Origin of the sequence: Constantimarinum furrinae (assembly GCF_014295415.1) — a bacterium.
Taxonomy (GTDB): domain Bacteria; phylum Bacteroidota; class Bacteroidia; order Flavobacteriales; family Flavobacteriaceae; genus Constantimarinum; species Constantimarinum furrinae.
The window spans coordinates 1125199-1146929 of the sequence record NZ_CP052909.1; the positions used below are offsets into that span (position 1 = coordinate 1125199).

The 21731-nt window shown below is 41.0% G+C and carries 24 protein-coding genes and 1 pseudogene; 15 read left to right on the plus strand and 10 right to left on the minus strand.

The window, feature by feature from the left end:
• Positions 1-21: 21 nt before the first annotated feature.
• From ALE3EI_RS05190 to ALE3EI_RS05230, 9 genes are all read left to right on the plus strand, one after another.
• Positions 22-405, plus strand: coding sequence for a hypothetical protein (locus ALE3EI_RS05190; RefSeq protein WP_186991597.1), 384 nt, complete (start codon positions 22-24; stop codon positions 403-405).
• A gap of 147 nt (positions 406-552) precedes the next feature.
• Positions 553-1557, plus strand: a complete 1005-nt coding sequence (locus ALE3EI_RS05195) for an AAA family ATPase (protein WP_186991600.1) — start codon at positions 553-555, stop codon at positions 1555-1557.
• A gap of 65 nt (positions 1558-1622) precedes the next feature.
• On the plus strand, positions 1623-2489 hold the full coding sequence (locus tag ALE3EI_RS05200; protein ID WP_186991603.1) for a DUF58 domain-containing protein: 867 nt from the start codon (positions 1623-1625) through the stop codon (positions 2487-2489).
• Entirely contained in the window at positions 2490-4145 is a 1656-nt protein-coding gene (locus ALE3EI_RS13835) for a BatD family protein (RefSeq protein ID WP_186991606.1), read from the plus strand.
• Positions 4135-5139 carry a vWA domain-containing protein gene (locus ALE3EI_RS05210; protein ID WP_186991608.1) on the plus strand — a complete coding sequence of 335 codons (1005 nt, stop codon included), beginning with the start codon at positions 4135-4137 and terminating at the stop codon, positions 5137-5139. The genes ALE3EI_RS13835 and ALE3EI_RS05210 overlap by 11 nt, the downstream gene beginning before the upstream one ends.
• Positions 5140-5177: 38 nt before the next feature.
• Positions 5178-6218 carry a vWA domain-containing protein gene (locus ALE3EI_RS05215; RefSeq protein WP_186991610.1) on the plus strand — a complete coding sequence of 347 codons (1041 nt, stop codon included), beginning with the start codon at positions 5178-5180 and terminating at the stop codon, positions 6216-6218.
• Complete coding sequence (locus tag ALE3EI_RS05220; RefSeq protein WP_233280007.1) at positions 6202-7095, plus strand: tetratricopeptide repeat protein; 894 nt, start codon at positions 6202-6204, stop codon at positions 7093-7095. Before ALE3EI_RS05215 ends, ALE3EI_RS05220 begins: the two co-directional genes overlap by 17 nt.
• Positions 7096-7098: 3 nt before the next feature.
• Positions 7099-8874, plus strand: a complete 1776-nt coding sequence (locus ALE3EI_RS05225; RefSeq protein WP_186992311.1) for a BatD family protein — start codon at positions 7099-7101, stop codon at positions 8872-8874.
• Positions 8875-8886: 12 nt separating this feature from the next.
• Complete coding sequence (locus ALE3EI_RS05230; RefSeq protein ID WP_186991613.1) at positions 8887-9636, plus strand: tetratricopeptide repeat protein; 750 nt, start codon at positions 8887-8889, stop codon at positions 9634-9636.
• On the opposite strand, the gene ALE3EI_RS05235 is transcribed toward ALE3EI_RS05230, so the two are convergent.
• A complete protein-coding gene (locus ALE3EI_RS05235; RefSeq protein WP_186991616.1) occupies positions 9637-10176 on the minus strand; it encodes a CvpA family protein in 540 nt (179 codons plus the stop codon).
• A 117-nt stretch (positions 10177-10293) separates the two neighbouring features.
• Between ALE3EI_RS05235 and ALE3EI_RS05240 the strand changes: the two genes are divergently transcribed.
• From ALE3EI_RS05240 to ALE3EI_RS05250, 3 genes are read left to right on the plus strand one after another with little or no spacing between them, the layout of a single operon-like run.
• The gene (locus ALE3EI_RS05240; RefSeq protein WP_186991620.1) at positions 10294-10650 is read left to right on the plus strand and encodes a hypothetical protein; all 357 of its coding nucleotides are present in this window, start codon (positions 10294-10296) and stop codon (positions 10648-10650) included.
• Between the two features lie 38 nt (positions 10651-10688).
• Positions 10689-11708: a phenylalanine--tRNA ligase subunit alpha gene (gene pheS / locus ALE3EI_RS05245; protein ID WP_186991621.1), complete on the plus strand. Its 1020-nt coding sequence runs from the start codon at positions 10689-10691 to the stop codon at positions 11706-11708.
• Between the two features lie 36 nt (positions 11709-11744).
• A complete protein-coding gene (locus tag ALE3EI_RS05250; RefSeq protein WP_186991623.1) occupies positions 11745-12140 on the plus strand; it encodes a hypothetical protein in 396 nt (131 codons plus the stop codon).
• A gap of 16 nt (positions 12141-12156) precedes the next feature.
• Here ALE3EI_RS05250 and ALE3EI_RS05255 read toward each other — a convergent pair whose 3' ends face one another.
• Positions 12157-13161, minus strand: coding sequence for an NAD(P)H-dependent glycerol-3-phosphate dehydrogenase (locus ALE3EI_RS05255; protein WP_186991626.1), 1005 nt, complete (start codon positions 13159-13161; stop codon positions 12157-12159).
• A gap of 209 nt (positions 13162-13370) precedes the next feature.
• Here ALE3EI_RS05255 and ALE3EI_RS05260 point away from each other — a divergent pair, with 209 nt between their 5' ends.
• The gene (locus tag ALE3EI_RS05260) at positions 13371-14297 is read left to right on the plus strand and encodes a nicotinic acid mononucleotide adenyltransferase (protein WP_186991629.1); all 927 of its coding nucleotides are present in this window, start codon (positions 13371-13373) and stop codon (positions 14295-14297) included.
• Between the two features lie 93 nt (positions 14298-14390).
• On the opposite strand, the gene nadD is transcribed toward ALE3EI_RS05260, so the two are convergent.
• Genes nadD through ALE3EI_RS05285 form a run of 5 tightly spaced genes read right to left on the minus strand, consistent with a single transcriptional unit; the run spans position 14391 to position 17680 of the window.
• Positions 14391-14981: a nicotinate (nicotinamide) nucleotide adenylyltransferase gene (gene nadD, locus ALE3EI_RS05265; protein WP_186991631.1), complete on the minus strand. Its 591-nt coding sequence runs from the start codon at positions 14979-14981 to the stop codon at positions 14391-14393.
• Positions 14981-15565 carry a guanylate kinase gene (gene gmk / locus ALE3EI_RS05270; RefSeq protein ID WP_186991633.1) on the minus strand — a complete coding sequence of 195 codons (585 nt, stop codon included), beginning with the start codon at positions 15563-15565 and terminating at the stop codon, positions 14981-14983. Before gmk ends, nadD begins: the two co-directional genes overlap by 1 nt.
• Entirely contained in the window at positions 15565-16422 is an 858-nt protein-coding gene (locus tag ALE3EI_RS05275; RefSeq protein ID WP_186991635.1) for a YicC/YloC family endoribonuclease, read from the minus strand. Before ALE3EI_RS05275 ends, gmk begins: the two co-directional genes overlap by 1 nt.
• 42 nt (positions 16423-16464) lie before the next feature.
• Entirely contained in the window at positions 16465-16818 is a 354-nt protein-coding gene (locus tag ALE3EI_RS05280; RefSeq protein ID WP_186991638.1) for an SdpI family protein, read from the minus strand.
• Positions 16811-17680 (minus strand): YheT family hydrolase, encoded by an 870-nt coding sequence (locus ALE3EI_RS05285; RefSeq protein ID WP_317172995.1) that lies wholly within the window; start codon positions 17678-17680, stop codon positions 16811-16813. The genes ALE3EI_RS05280 and ALE3EI_RS05285 overlap by 8 nt, the downstream gene beginning before the upstream one ends.
• A 171-nt stretch (positions 17681-17851) precedes the next feature.
• On the opposite strand from ALE3EI_RS05285, the gene ALE3EI_RS05290 reads away from it, so the two are divergent.
• Entirely contained in the window at positions 17852-18325 is a 474-nt protein-coding gene (locus ALE3EI_RS05290) for an acyl-CoA thioesterase (RefSeq protein WP_186991644.1), read from the plus strand.
• A 131-nt stretch (positions 18326-18456) separates the two neighbouring features.
• Here the strand turns inward: ALE3EI_RS05290 and ALE3EI_RS05295 are convergent, their stop codons facing one another.
• From ALE3EI_RS05295 to ALE3EI_RS05305, 3 genes are read right to left on the minus strand one after another with little or no spacing between them, the layout of a single operon-like run.
• Positions 18457-19347: a DMT family transporter gene (locus ALE3EI_RS05295; protein ID WP_186991646.1), complete on the minus strand. Its 891-nt coding sequence runs from the start codon at positions 19345-19347 to the stop codon at positions 18457-18459.
• Positions 19347-19703, minus strand: coding sequence for an arsenate reductase family protein (locus ALE3EI_RS05300; protein WP_186991649.1), 357 nt, complete (start codon positions 19701-19703; stop codon positions 19347-19349). The genes ALE3EI_RS05295 and ALE3EI_RS05300 overlap by 1 nt, the downstream gene beginning before the upstream one ends.
• On the minus strand, positions 19700-20467 hold the full coding sequence (locus tag ALE3EI_RS05305) for a DUF3298 and DUF4163 domain-containing protein (RefSeq protein WP_186991652.1): 768 nt from the start codon (positions 20465-20467) through the stop codon (positions 19700-19702). Before ALE3EI_RS05305 ends, ALE3EI_RS05300 begins: the two co-directional genes overlap by 4 nt.
• Before the next feature lie 68 nt (positions 20468-20535).
• On the opposite strand from ALE3EI_RS05305, the pseudogene ALE3EI_RS05310 reads away from it, so the two are divergent.
• A pseudogene (locus ALE3EI_RS05310) lies at positions 20536-21678 on the plus strand (cystathionine gamma-synthase); the annotation flags it as partial.
• Positions 21679-21731: the final 53 nt, after the last annotated feature.

A 21731-nucleotide genomic window follows, 5' to 3' on the forward strand; every position in this document is an offset into this window, starting at 1 on the left:
TTTAAAATAAAATTAATCATTATGAAAAATGTAATCACTTTAGCAGTATTAGCGCTTTTATTTATAGGGTTAAACGGATTTAATAAAGCCGAAGAAAAAGAAGGATATGACATCCCCGATCTTAAGATCGAGGTTTCCGATGAAAGCATCAAGACAGATGGTGCTATTTTAGGAAGTGTGATCGTGCCGGTAAATACCGAGGTATGCATTAATGTACATAACGACAAGACTTCAGTACGGGTTTATCCTAATGAACAAGGTGAATTCTTTATGAATGGCTTCGACCAGGATGTCTACGATATAGAAGTGATCGCTACTCAAAACAATAAAACGGAAAGCTATATCATTGAGGATATTGAAATACGTATTGGAGAAGTTACCGCTGTTGGTACCATCGATTTTTAGAAAAAATATTCAATCAAAATTATCAAGGGGAAAGTGTCACGCACTTTCCTTTTCTTATTTTAACCAATTCTTAACAGCATTTTAAGCAATAAATCTTCAATTTGCGTGGTTGTTAAAAACCCCGTACAGCTATAGTAAAAACAAGATATGGAACAAACAGATACCACTTTGGATATTGGAGCGTTAAACGAAAAAATTGAGAAAGAAAGTGCTTTTGTCGACATCCTTTCTTTGGAAATGAATAAGGTGATCATTGGTCAAAAACACATGATCGAAAGATTGCTTATTGGACTATTAGGACAAGGACATATATTGCTGGAAGGAGTGCCCGGTCTGGCAAAAACTCTTGCCATAAACACCTTGTCTAAAGCGGTTCACGGAACTTTCAGTAGAATACAATTTACCCCCGATCTTCTTCCTGCCGATGTTGTTGGAACCCTTATTTATAACATGAAGGTCAATGATTTCAGTATAAAGAAAGGACCTATTTTCGCCAACTTCGTGCTTGCCGACGAGATCAACAGAGCACCGGCTAAAGTACAATCGGCACTACTTGAGGCCATGCAGGAAAAGCAGGTGACCATTGGAGAAACCACCTTCGAACTGGATCGACCTTTTCTTGTAATGGCGACACAAAACCCAATAGAGCAGGAAGGAACTTATCCGCTACCGGAAGCTCAGGTTGACCGTTTTATGTTAAAAACGGTGATAAAATACCCTCAAATGGCCGAAGAACAACTAATAATTCGGCAGAATTTAAAGGATGGATATGAAAAAGTAAATGCTGTGGTTACCCTCGACCAGATAAAAAGAGCACAAGCTGCGGTTCGGGATGTGTATATGGATGAAAAGATCGAAAAGTACATACTCGATATTATTTTTGCCACGCGTACTCCGGAAAATTATCGTCTGGCCGATCTAAAACCTCTAATAAGTTTTGGTTCTTCTCCTCGGGGAAGTATCAACCTTGCCATGGCTTCAAAATGTTATGCATTTATAAAGCGAAGAGGATATGTAATTCCTGAAGATGTGCGTGCCGTAGTGCATGATGTCCTGCGCCACCGAATTGGCATCACCTATGAAGCTGAAGCCGAAAATGTAACTTCCGAAGATATCATTAATAAGATCGTAAACGAGATCGAAGTGCCTTAACAGTTAAAAGTTACAAGTTTAAAGTTAGCCAACCTATAACCTGAAACCTTTAACCATACACCCAAGTGGATACTAAAGAACTTCTTAAGAAAGTACGAAAGATCGAAATTAAAACGCGGCGTTTAAGCGACCATGTGTTTGGTGGAGAGTATCACAGTACCTTTAAAGGAAGGGGGATGACATTTAGTGAAGTTCGGGGGTATCAGTACGGCGATGATGTTCGGAATATAGACTGGAATGTAACGGCCCGTTATAATGAACCATTTATTAAGGTTTTTGAAGAAGAACGGGAGCTTACCCTAATGCTTATGGCCGATATAAGCGGAAGTGAATTCTTCGGAACCGACGCTCAGTTTAAAAATGAGATCATTACCGAAATTGCTGCTACACTTGCCTTTTCGGCGCTTCAGAATAATGATAAAATAGGATTGATCCTGTTTACAGACGAGATCGAATTGTTTATTCCTCCGAAAAAAGGGAAATCGCATGTGCTTCGAATTATCCGTGAATTGCTTGAATTTAAACCTCAAAGTAAAAAGACCGATATCGCACGAGCCCTGAAATACCTTACCAACGTAATGAAGAAGAAAGCGATTGTATTTGTGCTTTCAGATTTTATTACAGATGGGTATAAGGATACTCTAAAGATCGTTTCTGGTAAGCATGATGTAACCGGAATAAGAGTTTACGACCGTCGGGAGGAAGAGATCCCTAATCTGGGAATGGTGCAGATGATGGACGAAGAATCCGGAGAATTACTATTGGTTAATACAGGTGCTAAGGGAGTGAGAAATCAATACCATACCTACTACCGTGAACGGGTGGACTATTTTCTGGAGGCATTCCTAAAGAGCGGCGCCGGAGCATTAAGCTGCCGTGTGGATGAAAGTTATGTAAAGAAATTACTGGGATATTTTAAACGCAGAGGATAAGTGATTACACCATTTAACACATATAAAAAACCACGACTGCCCTTTCAAGTAAAGGCGTTTTTGTTTGTGGTGGTGTTCTGTACCACCTCTATGGTATCTGCCCAAGTTGCTTCTACCGTAGACACTACACAAATTCGAATAGGAGAAGAACTAAAATATTCGGTTTGGGTGGAGGCCGATACCACCGATATTGTTGTATTTCCTGAAGGACAGACCTTTTTACCATTGGAGGTCATTGAATCCTATAAAGTAGACACTACCTATGAACAATCGCGTTATCGACTTATAAAAAAGTACGGACTCACTCAGTTCGATTCGGGAAGTTATACAATCCCGGCACAGAAAGTATTTATCAACGAAAAGTCCTTTTTAACCGATTCGGTACAGATCGAAGTTCGGGATGTTCCGGTAGATACTACAAAACAAAAAATGTTTGATATCAAACCGGCCATTGCTGTGGAAAGTCCGCCGTTTAATTTTATAAGCCTTCTTCTCTGGTTGCTGCCATTGGCACTAATAGCTATACTAGTCTATGTGTTTTTCAGAAGAAAAAAGAAAAGGGAAGAGGCCGAAAAACAGCTTCCGCCCTATGAAGAAGCAATGGTAGCCTTAAAAAAATTGGATGATTCGACCTTGTTAAAGGAACATCGCTCCAAAGAATTTTATTCGCAGCTTACTGAAATTGTAAAGCGTTATCTGGATAGGGAAGTCGATGATGCCGCTCTTGAAAGTACTTCAGACGAATTGATAGGAAGACTGCAATTACACAAGGATGCAGGACATTTTAATTTCGACAGTGAGACCATTCGCAAGCTCGATAGTGTTTTTAAGCGTGCCGATCTGGTGAAATTCGCGAAAATGAATCAGGCAGAGGAACAAGCCATCGCCGACAGGGGAGTGATTGAAGAGATCATTAACGAGACCAAAGAAGTGATTCCGGAGCCGACTGAGGAAGAATTATTGCTCAACGAGGCATATTTAGAACAACAAAGGAAAAAACGGCGTACTAAACGAATTTTAATAGGTGTTGTTATAGGATTCCTGGCTTTGGTGATCACGGGCGGTGTATTGATCTCCAGCTACGGACTCTCCTATTTAAAAGATAACTTAATTGGTCATCCAACCAAAGAATTGGCAGAAGGGCGCTGGATACGCAGTGAATATGGAATTCCTGCTGTAGTGGTAGAAACACCGAAGGTATTAGTGCGTACGCCATTACCATTACCGGAAGAGACCGAATCGGCATTCAGGTCGAACCAGACATTTGCGTACGGCAGTATGATTGGGAATCTGTATGTCATGGTGAACACTATTGTACTTAACGGAGAAGGAACCATTGATCCCGATCAGGCTTTAGACGGAGGTCTGAATAATCTGGAGAATATGGGCGCAAGCAACCTCGTTGTAAAAAAGGAAGAATTTTCCACCGAAAAAGGAATAAAGGGGATTCGGGCCCATGGTACTTTTAATGCTGTCGACAGTTCCGGAAAGCAAAGTGATCAGCAACAAAAATACGAGTACATTATCTTCGGGCAGAAAAATGCACTGCAACAAGTGGTAATCACTTTTACCGAAGACGATCCCTATGCCGAAAATGTAGTTCAACGAATTATTAACTCTATTGAAATAGAAGTAGCCGAAGAAAATGCTCCATAATTTTGAATTTGTAAATCCCGGATTTTTCTGGTTGTTTCTAACAATACCGGTGCTTATTGCATGGTACTTGTGGAAGCGGAAACAGCAACGTCCCGAATTGCGAATTTCGAGCATAAAAGGATTTAAAACCAATCGAAACTGGCTGGCCAGGTTGAGCCCTGCCTTGTTTGTGCTAAGATTACTCGCACTTTCCTTACTTATAATTGCCTTGTGCCGACCCAGAACCGTGGATGAATCTACACGAATAAAGACCACAAAAGGTATTGATATTGTAATGTCTATCGATGTTTCGGCCAGTATGCTGGCAAGAGATTTAAAACCCAACCGTCTGGAAGCACTAAAAACGGTAGCGGCCCGCTTTATAAATGCACGGCCGAACGATAGAATCGGGCTTGTGGAATACGCGGGAGAAAGCTTTACCAAAACCCCGCTTACCAGTGACAAAAGCATAGTTTTGTCGTCTTTAAAGGACATTACCTATAATACAGTGATCGAAGGAGGTACGGCTATAGGAATGGGATTGGCTACCTCGGTGAACCGATTGAAGGAAAGCCGCGCTAAAAGTAAGGTCATTATTCTATTGACAGATGGAGTGAATAATTCGGGTTTTATAGATCCTAAGATCGCAAGTGAACTGGCTGTGGAATTCGGGATTAAAGTGTACACCATTGGATTGGGTTCCAACGGACTGGCTCAATCTCCCATTGGCATTAAAAATGATGGTTCATTTATGTACGGGAATGTGCAGGTTGAAATTGATGAAACCCTGTTAAAAGAGATCGCCAACACCACCGGAGGGCAGTATTTTAGGGCTACCAGCACCACCAAGCTGAATGAGATCTACGACGAGATCAACAAACTGGAAAAGACCGATATTGAAGAGTTTAAATACACCAATTACGAAGAGAAGTTCAGACCTCTGGTGCTGCTTGCACTGGCACTGTTGGGACTGGAATTTTTGTTGAGATATACGCTTTTTAGGAGTTTTGTATAATAACGAATAGAGAATAGTAATATTTAATAGTACATAAATTGTATCAACTGGAAGAACCCATATATTTTTATCTGCTAATCGCCATACCGGTGATCGTAGTCCTTTTTATGGGAGTACTTATATGGCGGCGACAGGCACAACATAAATTTGCCGACCCGGAGTTAATGAAAAAATTAAGTCCGAATCGCTCTGTGTTCAAATCGGTGCTTAAGATCACAGTGCTGTGTCTGGCCGTGGCGTGTTTGAGCTTTGCCATGGTAAACCCGAAGATTGGCACCAAACTAGAGACGGTAAAACGAGAAGGAGTTGATGTGGTTTTTGCCGTAGATGTTTCCAAGAGTATGCTGGCCGAGGACATTGCTCCCAACAGGTTGGAAAAGGCAAAGCAACTGGTTACTCAGATCATTAACAATCTGGCGGGTGACCGTATAGGGATCATTGGCTATGCCGGCAGTGCTTTTCCGCAGGTTCCTATTACCACCGATTTCTCTTCGGCTAAATTGTTTTTATCCGGAATGAATACCGATATGGTTTCCTCACAAGGAACTGCCATAAATGAGGCCATAGAAATGGCGAAATCCTATTATAATGATGAAGAGCAGACCAACCGGGTACTCTTTATTATTTCAGATGGTGAAGATCACGAAGGGAATGTGAGTACTATTGCTGAAGAAGCTGCAAATGAAGGCATAAAGATATATACTATTGGTGTTGGAACGCTTCAGGGGGGACCTATTCCTATAAAGCGCAACGGGCAGCTTCAGTATTACAAAAGAGACGAAAACAATGAGCAGGTGATCACGCGCTTGGGAGAAGAGACCCTTAAGGAGATCGCTTCCGAAGCAAATGGAGAATATATAAACGGGAGCAATACCAAAGAAGTGGTGGAAACGGTCACTGCCATTCTCAATGGAATGGATAAAAAAGAATTTGATGCTAAGCAGTTTACCGACTTTAAGGACCAATTTCAATGGTTTTTAGGCGGGGCATTATTTTTGCTGGTATTAGATATATTTTTGCTGGAGCGGAAGACCGCTTGGCTTAAAAAATTGAATTTGTTTAATGAAAAGGAAAAGTAAGATGAGGGTATTCAGTTTTAATTTCTTCGGAAATATGTTAAGGTCAATGAATGGAGCATATATCCTTGTGGTATCTCTGTTTCTTACGGGCGCTGTTTTTGGGCAAACCGATAGGGAGAAACGGAAGCTCATGAACGAGACAAATCAATTATTGGCAGATGCTTCTGAAGACCTTAATGAAAATAATTTTCCTCAAGCTGAAGCCGATTACCGAAAGGCAGTGGCTATAGATCCCTTGGGTGAAACAGCGCGTTACAATCTGGGAAATGCTTACTACAATAAAACCATGAACGAGGAAGCCATCAGGCGCTTTGGTCAGGCGGCAAACGCAGCCACGGGTAAGCCTGAAAAACACAAGGCGTTTCACAATTTAGGGAATGCCTATATGAACACTAAGAATTATCAGGCAGCAGTAGAAGCCTATAAGAATGCTCTTCGCAATAATCCAACCGATGAAGAAACGCGGTATAATCTCGCGTTGGCCAAAGATTTGCTTGAAAAGAATCCTCCTCAGGGTGGTGGTGATGATAACAAGGACGATGAGAATAAAGACAATAAGGATAAGGAGAATGAGGATGATAAGGGCGAAAACGATGACGGTAAGGACGGAGATGATAAAAAAGAGGAAGACAAGGGAGAGGAGAAGGACGAAAATAAAGAAGGGGATAATAAGGAAGATAAAGGAAATCCCGACAAGCCTAACGAGCAGAAGGAAGGCGATAAACCTCAGCAACAACAACCCGTTCCCGGAAAGTTATCACCTCAACAAGTGAAGAATTTGCTAGAGGCAATGAATAATGAAGAAAAGAAGGTTCAGGATAAAATAAATGCTCAAAAACAAAAGGGAGCTAAAGTAAAATCGAACAAAGACTGGTAAGTGATGCAACTTAAGCGTTTCATAGTGTTAATTCTATTCCTTTCGGGGAGTATCACTGCATTGGCTCAGGTATCTTTTAATGCCCAAGTGAGTAAAAAGCGACTGGGAATTAACGAAAGACTTCGAGTAGATTTTGAAATGAATAAGGATGGAGATAATTTTAATCCACCTAGTTTTGAGGGCTTTCGGGTGGTTGGTGGCCCCAATCAGGCGATCAGTAATTCTTATATTAACGGCAAGCGCAGTTACTCCAAAACCTATTCCTACTTTCTGTCTCCGCAGGCCAGAGGTAATTTTACGATTGGGCAGGCAACCATTGAGATCGATGGGGAAATTTATAAAACCTTGCCAATTACAGTTGAGGTCACGGCTGCCGTGGAAAGACCATTGGACGAGAACAATGCCGATTATGTTGCCAGTGAGAACGTGCATCTGGTTGCGGAAATTTCAAATGCCAATCCCTACCTTAACGAAGCGATAACGGTCACCTACAAGCTTTACGTTTCACACGATGTAAGTATCACGAGCAACTGGAGAGAAATAGACACTCCAAAATATGCCGACTTCTGGAGTCAGAATATCGACAATCGAGGAAATTTCAAGGTGCTGAACGGGAAATACAATGGTGAAGATTATCGCTATGTGATCTTGCGAACAACTGTTCTTTATCCGCAAAAAACCGGGAAACTCGAGATCGAACCCTTAACGCTGGATGTTCCAATCGATGTAGAGACCAACAAGCGGGATCTCTTTGGGAGAAGATTGCGCACCAGAGTCAATAAAACCATTTCGGCAGGAAACCGAACCATTGATGTGAAACCACTTCCTTTGGAAAATCGCCCCGATAATTTTGACGGTGCAGTGGGGAATTTCAGTTTTGATGTTTCCACCTCCAAAACCAAACTCGATGCGAACGAATCGCTTGAGCTTACCGTAAAAGTGGATGGAAAAGGAAACCTTAAATTATTCAACCTTCCCGCTATAAAACTTCCCGGATCCCTAGAGATGTATGAGCCCGAACGATCCAATTCGGTTCAAACCTTTGCCGATGGGATGCGAGGAAGTTCTTCCGAAACCTACACTGTAGTGCCTCAGTTTAAGGGAACCTATCCTATTCGACCTATCTCATTCTCCTTTTTCGACCCTAAGGCAGAAAAATATGTGAGCCTTAGTTCACAAGAGATCATTATCGATGTAGAAAACGGTCCGGTAACGACCCAAAACAATACCAGTAGCAACACCGGAGATACCAATACAGCTGTTTCACTGTCTGAAGATCAGTTTAAATTTATTAAACTCGATGCCGATCTGGAAGCTATTGGCGGAGATAATTTCTTTAGATCACCATTATTCTGGACCTTACTGGGCGGACCATTATTGTTAATTCCATTATTTATCATCGCCGGTAAGAAACGAAAGCAACGACTAAATGATGTCGTTGGAAATAAACTTCGGAAGGCAGAAAAACTTGCCAGAAAATATCTTTCTGAAGCTAAGCGGAACATGCAGGATAAGAATCTCTTTTACGAATCTTTGGAACGGGCGTTACACAATTATCTAAAGGCCAAGATCGCCATAGAAACAGCCGAAATGTCCAAAGACAGGATCGCCACCTTGCTTACCGATCGTCAGGTTTCTTTAGCACATGTAAATCAGTTTACAGACCTACTTAAGAGTTGTGAATATGCACGGTATACACCGGCTTCAAATGTGACAATTGAAAAGGATTACAGCCGCTCCGTAGAAGTGATTTCAGCAATAGATAAACAGATTCAGTAAAAAATAGGACCAGTGAAACAACTTATTATCATACTTGCGTTTTTAGTTTCCGTACTTGGAATGGCACAAACTGAGACCTTGTTTGAGCAGGGAGTCGCCAGGTATAAGACTGCCAATTATCAGGAGGCTGTTACAGCCTGGATGAAGGTTCTGGACGAGGGTGAGCATTCGGCTGCCTTGTATTTTAATCTAGGAAACGCACATTACAAGCTCAACAATATAGGCCCCAGTATCTATTATTATGAAAAAGCGCTTCAACTGGATCCGGGAGATACGGATATAAAAAACAATCTGTTGTTTGCTCAAAACGCACGGGTGGACGCCATTGAAGCGATGCCGCAAACGATATTTAAACGGTGGAATTCGCGTATATCGGGAGTGCTTAGTGTGGACGGCTGGGCTGTGGCGGCTGTCGTCTTTTCTTTGGCTTTTGTGGTGTTGTTCCTGTTGTATTATTTCTCTGCTTCGGAACGTAGAAAGCGTCTGTTGTTTGCTACTTCCATAAGTTGTGTGCTTCTGCTTTTTGTAACACTGGCCATTGCATTTAACACCCATTCTGAAGCATTAAAGGACAAACCTGCGATCGTATTTGCGGAAAGCAGTGACGTAAAAAGCGGACCAACACTTGGTAGTGAAGTTTCATTTACTATTCACGAAGGTACCAAAGTACAGGTGCTCACTATTGAAGAGTCCTGGGCGAGAATTCAGTTGGCGAATGGTAAAGACGGCTGGGTCCCGCTTTCAGATATAAAGCAATTGTAGTTAATTTTCTTCGGTAGGCTGTTCGGGAGTGTCCTCCTCTGTGTTTTTCAATTCGTCTACTTCTTTCAGAATATGGGGGATGATCATAGGTGCCAGAGAAGCAACAGGCTTATACAATACAGAATTCTCTTTTCGTTCTTCTGAAATATTCATAGGTAAATCCGGCCATGAGTTCAAGAACATAAAGAAAACGCTGTAAATAAAGGCCCAGGTAAGTAAATTAAATATACCTCCAAGTAGTTTATTGATGAGTCCTAAAGCAGCAAAATCTGCAATTTTTGTGAGAAATTTTCCTGCCAGAGTGACTAGGCTTACAATGATCACAAAAGTAACTGCAAAAGCAACCAGTTGCGTGGTTTGAGTCCCCCAATCGAACCAGCTCGAAATATATGCAGCTGCATAATCTGAAAAATAAATAGCACCGTAAACCCCGGCAATAAGTCCCACAAATGAAGTGATCGCTACAAAGAGACCTTTTTTAATTCCACGGTAGAATGCGATTAACAATAGAATTCCCAAAACAATATCGATCACATTCATAGGCTGTATTTCCTGTAAAGATAGTAAAAGAGTTTTGCAAGAAACGTATCTTTGCAGCCCGTGAATAGAAAATGTTGCTGAAAAAAATAACACCTACGGTTAGATATTTAGAATGATATGGCCAGAGACGAACAATTAAAAATACGCTGGGAGGCCGTCGTGAAACTCTTGAGCGACCGATTTGCCGATGGAGAACCACTTGATCTGGATGCGGTGATCTATTTGGTTGGATTACAGGAATTAGGACAGTTACATCGTAAATTTAAGAAGGACGAAAAGCTAAATCTTATGCATATCGCTATATGCCGTTTGCTGGAACCTTTTGGATATTACGAATTTGATTACTTCGACAAGGACGGCTGGCCCCACTACAAGATACTGGAGCAGTTACCTCCGCTTAAGGCAGGAGAGCAAAGTGTTTTGATGAAAGAAGCCATTGTACAATACTTTCTCGAAAAAGAAGTGATTGAATAGAAATTCCTTAATTTTGCCACCTTGTAGCTATTGAGATCATGATCGATAAAATTAAAAAACACATTGCCGAAGTTGAAGCTTTTTCGTCCACTTCCAAAGACGAAATTGAAGCTTTCCGAATAAAATATCTTGGTAAAAAGGGATTGCTTAACGAATTTTTTGCCGAATTTAAAAATGTTCCCAACGACCAAAAAAAAGAATTCGGCCAGGTAGTGAATACGTTAAAGAATGTAGCACAGGAAAAGGTAAATGATTTAACCGAATCCATAGATGCGGCTCAGGTGGCTTCCGGAATCTACGACGATCTTTCCCGTCCGGGTGAACCTGTTGAACTTGGGTCCCGACATCCCATTTCTATAGTAAAGAATAAGATCATCGATATTTTTTCGCGTATAGGGTTTAATGTTTCTGAAGGCCCCGAAATTGAAGATGACTGGCATAACTTTAGTGCGTTGAACTTACCCGAATACCATCCGGCGCGCGATATGCAGGATACCTTTTTTATTCAAACCGATCCGGACGTTTTGTTGAGAACACATACCTCTTCGGTTCAGGTACGATATATGGAGAATAACAAGCCTCCAATTAGAACAATTTCGCCCGGAAGAGTGTATAGAAATGAAGCTATTTCGGCGCGATCGCATTGTTTCTTTCATCAGGTGGAAGGATTGTATGTAGACAAGGGTGTGAGTTTTGCCGATCTGAAACAAACACTTCAGTACTTCACAACGCAAATGTTCGGAAAATCAAAGATACGTTTGCGTCCGTCTTATTTTCCTTTTACCGAACCCAGTGCCGAAGTAGATGTCTACTGGGGACTGGAGACCGAAACCGATTATAAAATGACCAAGGGTACCGGCTGGCTTGAGATCATGGGCTGCGGGATGGTTGATCCCAATGTTCTGGAAAACTGCGGAATTGATTCGGAAACTTATACCGGCTTTGCGTTTGGTATGGGAATAGACCGAATCGCTTTACTCCTGCATCAGATCCCGGATATTAGGATGTTTAGTGAAAACGACCTGCGCTTTTTACAACAATTTAAGAACGCCGATTAACTTAGCTTCACAAGACTTTTCAGAACAGAAAAATTCATGAAAGAGGATATTGAATTTCATATTGCCGAACAGGTTCAAGTCGTGGCCATAAGGGAATGGGACAAAGATTTTTTAAATCAGAATTGGAATGTGTATCTACTTAACTTAAGAATGGATACTATAGAGACGGTGTTGGTCATGTCGCGGGGAAATTCCGAAGACAAAAAAACGTCTGTCCTTCGACACGGATTGGGAGATATGGAGTCTAATACTTCGGCTAAAGTAGAACTTATTACCGACGAAGTTTTGGGGTTCACCAACGAATATCTGGTCACTTTTTTCGCTGAAGGAAAACTGTTTGAGCGAAGGTTTGTATTTAATTCACATACGATCTCTGAAGAGAATTCCATTCATATTCCGATGCTGGACACCGAAGGAATTCGGGCTGTGTAACTGTAAAAGTTACAACCTAGTTTAATTTTTCAGTGAGCTTTTGAAAGACTTTTTTAGGCTCTTTATTTTCGTATAGAATTTCATAAACCGCATTAATAATAGGAGTCTTCGCCTTCTTCTTGCCGCGCTTTTCATTGAGTTCATGCGCGCTTTTTGTGGCGTAATACCCTTCGGCGATCATACTCATTTCAAGCTGAGCACTTTTAACGGTATACCCTTTCCCTATCATGGTTCCAAACATTCGGTTACGGCTAAAAGTTGAATATCCGGTCACCAAAAGATCGCCCAGATAGGCCGAGTCATTAATGTCGCGCTTCATTTTGTGTACCTTTTTTACATAGCGCTTCATTTCGCGAATGGCGTTGCTCATCAATACACTCTGAAAATTATCTCCATAACCCAAACCACGGGCAATTCCGGCGGCAATGGCATAAATATTCTTTAGCATGGCCGCGTATTCGGTACCCATGATATCGTCACTTGTGGAGCATTTTATATAATCACTTCGCAACTTGGTAGCAATAAACTCGGCTTTTTCTTCATCGGCGCAGGCGATGGTGAGGTATGAAAGACGTTCGAGGGCAACTTCTTCGGCATGACAGGGTCCCGTGATCACAGCAATATCCTTTAACGGAATATTGTAATTCGTATAGAAATGATCGCCTACTATAAGACTACTTTCAGGAACGATTCCTTTAATGGCCGAAACGATATTCTTGCCTTTTAAAGAAACCGTAAGCTTTTCCAGTTCTTCATGTAAAAAGGCCGAAGGGATCACAAAGATGAGATAATCTGCATAAGACACCATTTCATTAATGTCGTTACTAAGTTTTAGCTGTTGAGGTTTAAACTCAACCGAACTCAGGTAATTGGGGTTATGATCCTCTTTTTTTATATGCTCGATGGCATAGGTACTTCGCATATACCAGCCAACTTCATCCAAATTTTCGCACAGCATCTTAACGATGGCCGTAGCCCAGCTTCCACCGCCAAAAACGGCAAATGTTTTATTCTTAGACATAGAAATTTCTTCAGTAAGATCAAAAGTACGGAAATAAGCGGGGAAATACATGAAATTGACGACTTCAAAAGACTTGAAATTTTGTCCGATAAGTATTTTACAGCCTGTACCGACTTCAGAAAAATAAATATAAAAAACTGTAAACTAGATACTTACATTTTTGGCATAGCTTTTGGAATTTATACAATGAAATGTTAAAACCCGGACCTATGAAAACGATTAGACAATTTTTTGGATTTACCTTGTTAGCCTTGTTGCTCAATTCCTGCTATAGCGAAGTGATAGTAGATGACCCACCGCATCATGGCGATCCGGTGAACACCGTTACCTTAGGGCAATTGCTTTCAGATTATGAACTATGGTATGTAGATATAGATCGTAGTGTTGGAAACGGCTATATCCCCTTTATGCAGAAAGCATTTACCATGTCGTTTAGAAACGGAACGGTGTACGCCAACAATAATCTGGTTGGAATAGGAGAGCAGGGAAATGGCTATGGAATTTCGGTTGGCTATTACGATACCTTCGATTTTATTTTGGATATTTCTCATGATATTGATGGTTTTCACTCATTCGAGGTGACTCAGTTAAGCGGGAATGAAATTGAATTGTATTATGCGCCGCTCAATCTGTCTTATATATTGGTAGGGTATCAACGTGGTACCTTCGATTACGACAAGGTGTTTTATGATAATATCCACTATTTTCTTCAGGAGTACGTGACCTGGGAAAAAACCTTCACCAGCGTTTATGGAGAATTAAACGAGTTTGATAACGAAAACTTTGTTCAGTTCCTTCCCGGAGGTGGTGAAGATAATTTCAGAAGTTCTCAGGATCCTAGCGGAACCAATATATACGAACTGTATTGGGATTATACAGGAATTTATAATGTTGATGATGTACCGGGTGATTATTACCTGAAATATTTAACACTAGATTATGATTATCTGGGCAATGAATACTTCGAACTGAGCGTTAATAATGACAGCACGATAGAATTGTTTCACGCTGCTTCCGGTACTTTATATCGCTTTACAGGAAGAGGATATATTCAGTACAAAACGCCCGGTGAAGGGAAGTTGCGGGAGTCTAAAGCGACGATCGCAAAACAAATGAAGAAGATCAGCAATTTTTAATATAGAAATTGCGTTACAATACTAACTTATAACAAGTTTTTGGTTGGTTATTTAGTTGAGCCGCTCCACAGTAATCTTATTGTCGGGGCGGTTTTATTTATAGAATTGCATCTCGTCTATATACTGCCATACCTTTTCGGGCAGCATTGGTCTTATGTTCTTGCCCTCCTTAAGACCCTTTCTAATAAAGGTAGATGACAACTCCATTATAGGGGCATGTACTTTAGTGATCTTAGGATGATCCAGTAGTTCAGGTTGGGGGGTACCATCCGAAATACGCGGATAGACATAAATGGCATAACGCTCCAGGATTACCTCGTAATTCTTCCACTTGTGAAAACTCTTTAAATTGTCCTCACCCATAATAAGGCAAAACTCGAAATCGGGATGAATATCTTCGAGATGCGCCAGCGTCGTCACAGTATAGTTTGGCTGAGGCAGATCGAATTCTACGGTACTGGCCTTTAGTTTACGATAATCTTCCACTGCCATGCGAACCATACTTAAACGCTGAATATCATCCAGCAAAGTTTTTTTCTTTTTGTGTGGATTATGAGGAGTAACCACCAGCCATACTTCGTCCAGATCACTAAACTCCACCATATGATTGGCAATAGTGAGATGCCCAATATGAATGGGGTTAAATGTTCCGAAGTATAAACCGATACGTTTTTCAGAAGTCATTATTCTTCCGCTTTATTCTGAATAAATTCCAACACCAGATCATGCGAATCCTTTAAAGCAACTTTTAAGTCTTTATTTTCGATAATATGATCAAATTGAGGTGCGGTAGCGAGCTCGACTGAAGCTTTGGCAATGCGCATATTAATGCGCTCATCGCTTTCGGTCTTGCGCTTTTTTAAACGGATCTTCAATTCATCGATACTGGGTGGTTTTACAAAGACAGCCAGTGTTTTTTCAGGAAATTTCTTTTTGATACGAAGTCCGCCAACCACATCGATATCGAAGATCACATTTTTTCCATGAGACCAGATACGTTCTACTTCGCTTTTTAAGGTCCCGTAGAAATTATCGCGATACACCTCTTCCCATTCCAGAAAATCGTCGTTTTTAATATGTTGTTTAAATTCTTTGAGACTCATAAAATAATAATCTTCCCCATGCTTTTCTTCTCCGCGGGGATCGCGAGAAGTTGCAGAGACAGAAAATTCCAGATTAAGGTCTTGCTGTTGCAATAAATATTGAACGATAGTGGTTTTTCCACTTCCCGACGGAGCCGAAAAAACAATCAATTTTCCTCCCTTCATTATAATACGTTTAGGGATTGCTCCTTTATTTTTTCCAGTTCATCCTTCATTTGTACCACCAATTGTTGCATGGGTGCAAAATTTGCCTTGCTCCCTATGGTGTTGATCTCGCGTCCTATCTCCTGAGTAATAAAGCCCAGTTTTTTACCATTGGAGGTATTGGAATTAAGATTTTCAATAAAATAGTCAATGTGATTTCTTAACCGAACCTTTTCTTCGGTGATATCGTATTTTTCGAGATAGTAGATGAGCTCCTGTTCAAAACGGTTTTCATCCACAGTTTCCTTGAGGTCACTAATGGCTTTGTGCAAACGATCTTTTACGTTTTCAACCCGCTGTGGATCCATGGTCACTACTTTATTTAGTAAATCTGAAATCGTAGTTACACGCTGTAAGAAATCCTGCCTTAGCACTTCACCTTCGTCAAATCGGTAGGCGTTCAAGGCTTCCAACGCATTATCCACCGCATCAAGAATGACCTTAAATTCTGTTTCATCAATTTCAGAGCGCTCGGTTTTAAGGGCATCGGGCATTCTAACAGCCATTTTCAGTAATTCCACCGGATCTCCATTGGCAACCCGGGCTAATTGCTGCATATATTGCTTTACCACGATCTCGTTGATCTCGGTTGTCGTTTCTTCACCGGTAATTTCAACATAGAGGTTAAAATCTACTTTACCGCGGACTAGTGATTTCGACAAGCGGTTGCGAATCTCCAGCTCTTTTTCTCGATAGGAAGATGGAACTCGGGTATTGAGATCTAAGTTTTTGCTGTTAAGCGACTTTATTTCTACGGTAATCTTTTTGGAAGGCAATTGAACCAAAGATTTGCCATAGCCTGTCATTGACTGAATCATAATCACATTTTAGATGCGCAAAGGTATGAAAAATAGGGCAGTTTACTTGGGGTTTCCCGAATCGTCAAAATGTTTTTTAAGATAATTTTCGGTCTTAAAGATTATTACAAATAACAACAAGGTGTTGGCAATAAGGGTTGTCCAAAGGGTGAACTCGGGGTAAATAAAATACGTAACCAACGCTATAACAAAACTCCAAAGGGAAATTTTAATCATTAGGCGAGTGGAATAGGTGTTGGCTGCGACCCAGGTATGCTCTGTAAGCATGGATCGCCGGGTTCGATACCCGTAAAAATGATTGATCTTCCTGGGAGGGAATTTTTTTAATATCAAGGCCAGCGCGAGCATAAACAGGCAATAGCCTAAACTCAGATATAAAGAATGTTCGCTAGTCATTTAAAAATTCTACCGTTCTCTTTTCGCTATAGTAGCAGTGGTTGGTAAGGTGAAATCCTACATGTCCCCCATGTTTTGGGCATTCAAGATAAATGTTTTCAGAATTTGATGCAAGCTCAACAGGATAGCAATTATCCGATAAAAATGTGTCATTGCGAGCGTTCAGGATAAGAACAGGAATCTCTATCTTATGAAGAAACTGAAGGGCGCTGTTCTTTTCATAATAGTCGAATGCATCTTTAAATCCATGAGCCGGAGCAGTATACACATTATCAAAATCTAAAAGTGTTCGTATTTCTTTAATTTGTTTTCTGCTCAGTTTTTCAGGGTGTTGTTGCAGTTTTTTTCTAACCTTTTTCTTCAGGTTGTAAAGAAAGGACGTATGATAAAGACGATTGTTTAATTGTGACAATTTCTCCAAAGAATCCTTTAAACTTAACGGTGTGGAGATGGCGACACCTTTTTTTATTTGCTTCGGAAGGCTTTTCCGCTCTCCCAGATATTTCAGTAATAAATTTCCACCCAGACTGAAACCAACCAGCGCAATTTCGTCATAACGCTCTTTCTTCAGAATAAAATTCACTACAGCTTCCAGATCATCGGTCTTTCCCGCATTGTATGACGCGTATACCTTGTTATTCTCGCCGCTACAGCCTCTGTAATTTACGGCGGCAACATCCCAACCGTGTTGTACACATTGTTTTCCCTGCCCCTTAATATAGGTGCGTTTCGAGTTACCTTCCAGTCCGTGTAACAGTATGGCGAGCTTTTTACCCGGTTTTTCTGAAAAGGACCAATCGAGGTCTATAAAATCACCGTCGGTTAAGGTAATACGCTCCCGCTCCTGAAGTAATTTGGGCATAGGGCGCAATTTTGCAGAATACACTGTGGCAAAATGTGCATTCTTAAATAAACCGGAAGTACGATATGCGGAGTCAATAAGGGGCATAAAGATGGTTAATTTTACAAAAATCCAATGGAAGTGCTATGCTTGCATTGCGAAAGTAGTTTAAATTTGTAAAAAAACCGTTCGATGTATACCAAGGAATTTGAAGTGAGATGGAACGATCTGGACGCTAACAGACATTTAGCAAACAGTTCGTATATAAGTTATATGAGTCATACCCGCTTATCCTGCTTTATGGACGGTGGTTTCGGACAAAGAGAGATGGTCGAATTCAACATGGGACCGGTGGTGTTTTATGAGCATATCTATTATTTCAAGGAAGTCTTTCCGGGGAAACCCATAACGGTGTCGGCTCAATTAAAAGGCTTATCGGAAGACGGAATGTATTTTTCGTTCCTTCAGAATTTTTATGATACCGAGGGAAGAAACATAGCGCGTGGCGAAATGATGGGTTCGTGGATCGATCTCGGAACGCGTAGGTTACGCCCCTTACCGGAAAAAATGCTTCGTATTATGGAAGGCCTCCCAAGAACTAATGATTTTAAGGTGCTTACTAAGGAAGATACAAGGAAATACGGGCAATATCCCGAACATCTTTAAGAGTTTAATGTCAAACCAAGCTTGTTGAAATACCTATTGTAAACCCCGAAATCGCAATCAACAAGCTTAGTAAGACCTTTTAAATTCTATAAGCCTTTAATCAACAGGCGATTAAAAATACAAAATATTTTTCAAAGTGGTTTTGTCTTTCTTGTCGATAGAAATACTCCCGTAAAGATTAATCCCGCCGCCAGCACTCGAATAGGTGTAAGCGTATCTGCTCCTAAGGAAATGGCAAAAACTGCGGCCAATAAGGGTTGAAGATAAATAAAGGCTCCAATGGTCGACGGACTCAATTGTTTAAGCGCATAAATGTTCAATAAATACGTAAGGACCGTAGTTGCTACGACCACGAAAGTCAATCTCCATATCGCCCCGGGCTCCAGCTGAAACCATGCCACATTGGTGAATTCATCAATTCCTACCGGAAAATTCATAATTACGGCAAACAGGAAGAAGAACTTCATTAAGGTGATGGAATTGTATTTAGCCACCAATGGTTTTACCATGATGAGATAAACCGAATAGGAGGCCGCATTAATTATGAATAAAAAGTTTCCAAGCGGAATATTGGGAGCATTGGGCTGGGTTTTTATTCCGAAGAGGATAAGAGCCAATGCACCTGCCAGTCCGAGTCCTATACCAATGCTTTTTAACCAGGTAATGCGTTCTTTCAGAAATACAGCAGACAGCACTAACAGCAGTACCGGTGCTAAGGTGATCACTACCGAACTGTTTATGGGTGTAGAGAGGCTTAGCCCCTTAAAGAACATGAGCATATTGAGCACCATCCCGAAAAAGGCGCAACCCAGTATACGCAACCAATCGCGTTTATCAATTTTCTCGGCAGGAAAAAATAAACTGATACCCCAAAAAATTACGGCTGCTCCCAATACCCTGAGGAAAATAAATCCATAAGGTTCTATAATATGAGGCATCAAGCCTTTGGCGATCGTATGGTTTACACCATAGATGGCACTTGCTCCAAAGGCGGCCAATAATGCGAGTAGACGTGAACTCATTAACTGTTTTCAATAGATCTTTTGGCAGCTTCAACCGTTTTTGGGCTGTTGCCAATGAAGATCTCATTTCCGTTTACTATTACAGGACGTTTTAAAAAAGTGTAGTGTTCCAGCAGAAGCTGCTTGAAATCGCGCTCTTTCAAATCCTCGTTTTTCAGATTTCGTTCTTTGTACAATTTTGCACGTTTACTGAACAGAGATTCATAGCTTCCGGCCAGTTCGCGCAACGCTTCAAGTTCCTTTACCGTGAGCTCGTCTTTTTTAATATCCTGGTAACTGAATCCTTCAGGAAGATTTAAAGTCCTTATTATACGATTGCAGGTGTCGCAGGTAGAAAGATGATAAATTTTTTTCATTTCAGTTTTATTTGTAAGAACGGTTCAATTTGAGAGAGGGGTATATTAAGCGTCACAGGACCGGCCGCATAACTCGCAATGTCGTATTGATTATAATGCACGATCATTTCCTGCTCCGTAAATCCGATGTGCTCCGGCAAATAGAACGTATCGTTTTCAAACCAAAAGCCTGTTGTGTTAATATTTCCTGTTTCGGGAATATCGAATTCTTTTCTGAATTTTTTCTCCACAAATAGCGTAATGGCACTTTTATCGTTAAAAAGTGCTTCGGAAGAGATCTCTTCTCCGGTTTGAGGATCGAAATTGGTAAAATAGACCGAGCCATAACCATGTGCTCCTCCCGTGAACAGATAACTTCTCATCTCAAAACTTATCAGTGTTTTTGAAACATAGCCTTCGGTGACTGAAATATCTGCAAAGTATTCCGTTTTCATATCGGGGAACTCTGCTGAGTGCATCCGATACATTCTAATAAATCCTGAAGCTGCTTCTGCAATGGTTTTAGCCGTAGAAGGCCGTTCGTCATCTCCCATATATAAGGCACCAATAATAAATCCTTTGATCTGAAGATTAATATTTTTGGCAACTTCATCATCTCCAAGAATTTTGGTATAAGAGACCGTAATTTCGGGACAGGACACTTGCTCACACTCGGGAAGCTGTTTTTGCGAGAAAGATTCGCTGGTAAATTCCAGTTCGCGTTCTTTGTCACAGCCTAGAAAAACCAAAAAAAGCCCTAAAAGGATGACAATTCTGTTATTCATGCGTTAAAAATACGACAGTTTTTACTATCATCAATTAAACTCTTACTTTTGTTCATCGAAAACAAAACACTATGAAATTCAATACCAAAACCATACACGGCGGACAGGAACATGACAAGGCTTATGGAGCTGTAATGCCGCCCATATATCAAACATCTACTTACGCCCAATCTACTCCGGGAGGACACAAGGGGTACGAATATTCCCGCACCCACAATCCTACGCGTGCGGCACTGGAACGATCTATTGCAAGTTTGGAGAACGGAAACCACGGACTCGCCTTTGGGAGCGGACTCGCGGCCATAGATGCGGTGATCAAGCTGTTGAAGCCCGGTGATGAAGTGATATCCACCAACGATCTTTACGGAGGCAGCTATAGGCTATTTACAAAGATCTACGCAGATTTTGGTGTGAAATTTCATTTTATTGGAATGGAAAACGCCCACAAGATCGAAGATTTTGTAAACGACCAAACCAAACTTATTTGGGTGGAAACCCCTACGAATCCTATGATGAATATCATCGATATTAAGGCGGCTGCAGCCATTGCACAAAAGCACAATGTATTGTTGGCGGTAGATAATACCTTCGCAACACCTTACCTGCAACAGCCCTTGGATCTTGGTGCCGATATCGTAATGCACAGTGCCACAAAATATTTGGGAGGGCACAGTGATGTAGTTATGGGACTATTGGCCGTAAAGGATCACGAATTGGCAGAGCGATTATATTTTATTCAGAATGCAAGCGGGGCCATTTGCGGACCTCAGGATAGTTTCCTAATGCTTCGAGGGATTAAAACACTTCACGTGCGAATGCAGCGTCATTGTGAAAACGGAAGGAAGGTTGCAACGTTTTTAAATGACCATCCGAAGATCGAAAAAGTATACTGGCCCGGTTTCGAAAGTCATCCCAATCATGACATCGCTAAGGCGCAAATGAAGGATTTTGGAGGAATGATCTCCTTTGTAACCAAAGGAAATAATTATGAGGAGGCTATAAAGATCGTGGAGAATATGAAGGTTTTTACGTTAGCCGAAAGCCTTGGAGGGGTAGAAAGCTTAAGTGGACATCCTGCAAGTATGACGCATGCGAGTATTCCGAAAGAAGAACGCGAAAAAACAGGTGTTGTAGATTCTTTGATAAGATTAAGTGTTGGTATTGAAGATGCCGATGATTTGATCGAGGACCTTAAACAAGCTATTGGATAGATAATCCTCTATCATAAATCTTGAGCCCCTTATGGGGCTTTTTTTATGAATAT

Bases quoted from the DNA above. Each gene is read 5' to 3' on its own strand.
- ALE3EI_RS05255 (WP_186991626.1), bottom strand. From the start codon at position 13,161: ATGTCTAAGAATAAAACATTTGCCGTTTTTGGCGGTGGAAGCTGGGCT.
- ALE3EI_RS05190 (WP_186991597.1), top strand. From the start codon at position 22: ATGAAAAATGTAATCACTTTAGCAGTATTAGCGCTTTTATTTATAGGG.
- ALE3EI_RS05280 (WP_186991638.1), bottom strand. From the start codon at position 16,818: ATGACTAGCGAACATTCTTTATATCTGAGTTTAGGCTATTGCCTGTTT.
- nadD (WP_186991631.1), bottom strand. From the start codon at position 14,981: ATGACTTCTGAAAAACGTATCGGTTTATACTTCGGAACATTTAACCCC.
- ALE3EI_RS05195 (WP_186991600.1), top strand. From the start codon at position 553: ATGGAACAAACAGATACCACTTTGGATATTGGAGCGTTAAACGAAAAA.
- ALE3EI_RS05220 (WP_233280007.1), top strand. From the start codon at position 6,202: ATGAAAAGGAAAAGTAAGATGAGGGTATTCAGTTTTAATTTCTTCGGA.
- ALE3EI_RS05210 (WP_186991608.1), top strand. From the start codon at position 4,135: ATGCTCCATAATTTTGAATTTGTAAATCCCGGATTTTTCTGGTTGTTT.
- ALE3EI_RS05250 (WP_186991623.1), top strand. From the start codon at position 11,745: ATGAAAGAGGATATTGAATTTCATATTGCCGAACAGGTTCAAGTCGTG.
- ALE3EI_RS05300 (WP_186991649.1), bottom strand. From the start codon at position 19,703: ATGAAAAAAATTTATCATCTTTCTACCTGCGACACCTGCAATCGTATA.
- ALE3EI_RS05295 (WP_186991646.1), bottom strand. From the start codon at position 19,347: ATGAGTTCACGTCTACTCGCATTATTGGCCGCCTTTGGAGCAAGTGCC.
- ALE3EI_RS05305 (WP_186991652.1), bottom strand. From the start codon at position 20,467: ATGAATAACAGAATTGTCATCCTTTTAGGGCTTTTTTTGGTTTTTCTA.
- ALE3EI_RS05285 (WP_317172995.1), bottom strand. From the start codon at position 17,680: ATGCCCAAATTACTTCAGGAGCGGGAGCGTATTACCTTAACCGACGGT.
- gmk (WP_186991633.1), bottom strand. From the start codon at position 15,565: ATGAAGGGAGGAAAATTGATTGTTTTTTCGGCTCCGTCGGGAAGTGGA.
- ALE3EI_RS05260 (WP_186991629.1), top strand. From the start codon at position 13,371: ATGAAAACGATTAGACAATTTTTTGGATTTACCTTGTTAGCCTTGTTG.
- ALE3EI_RS05275 (WP_186991635.1), bottom strand. From the start codon at position 16,422: ATGATTCAGTCAATGACAGGCTATGGCAAATCTTTGGTTCAATTGCCT.
- ALE3EI_RS05290 (WP_186991644.1), top strand. From the start codon at position 17,852: ATGTATACCAAGGAATTTGAAGTGAGATGGAACGATCTGGACGCTAAC.
- ALE3EI_RS05225 (WP_186992311.1), top strand. From the start codon at position 7,099: ATGCAACTTAAGCGTTTCATAGTGTTAATTCTATTCCTTTCGGGGAGT.
- pheS (WP_186991621.1), top strand. From the start codon at position 10,689: ATGATCGATAAAATTAAAAAACACATTGCCGAAGTTGAAGCTTTTTCG.
- ALE3EI_RS05240 (WP_186991620.1), top strand. From the start codon at position 10,294: ATGGCCAGAGACGAACAATTAAAAATACGCTGGGAGGCCGTCGTGAAA.
- ALE3EI_RS05235 (WP_186991616.1), bottom strand. From the start codon at position 10,176: ATGAATGTGATCGATATTGTTTTGGGAATTCTATTGTTAATCGCATTC.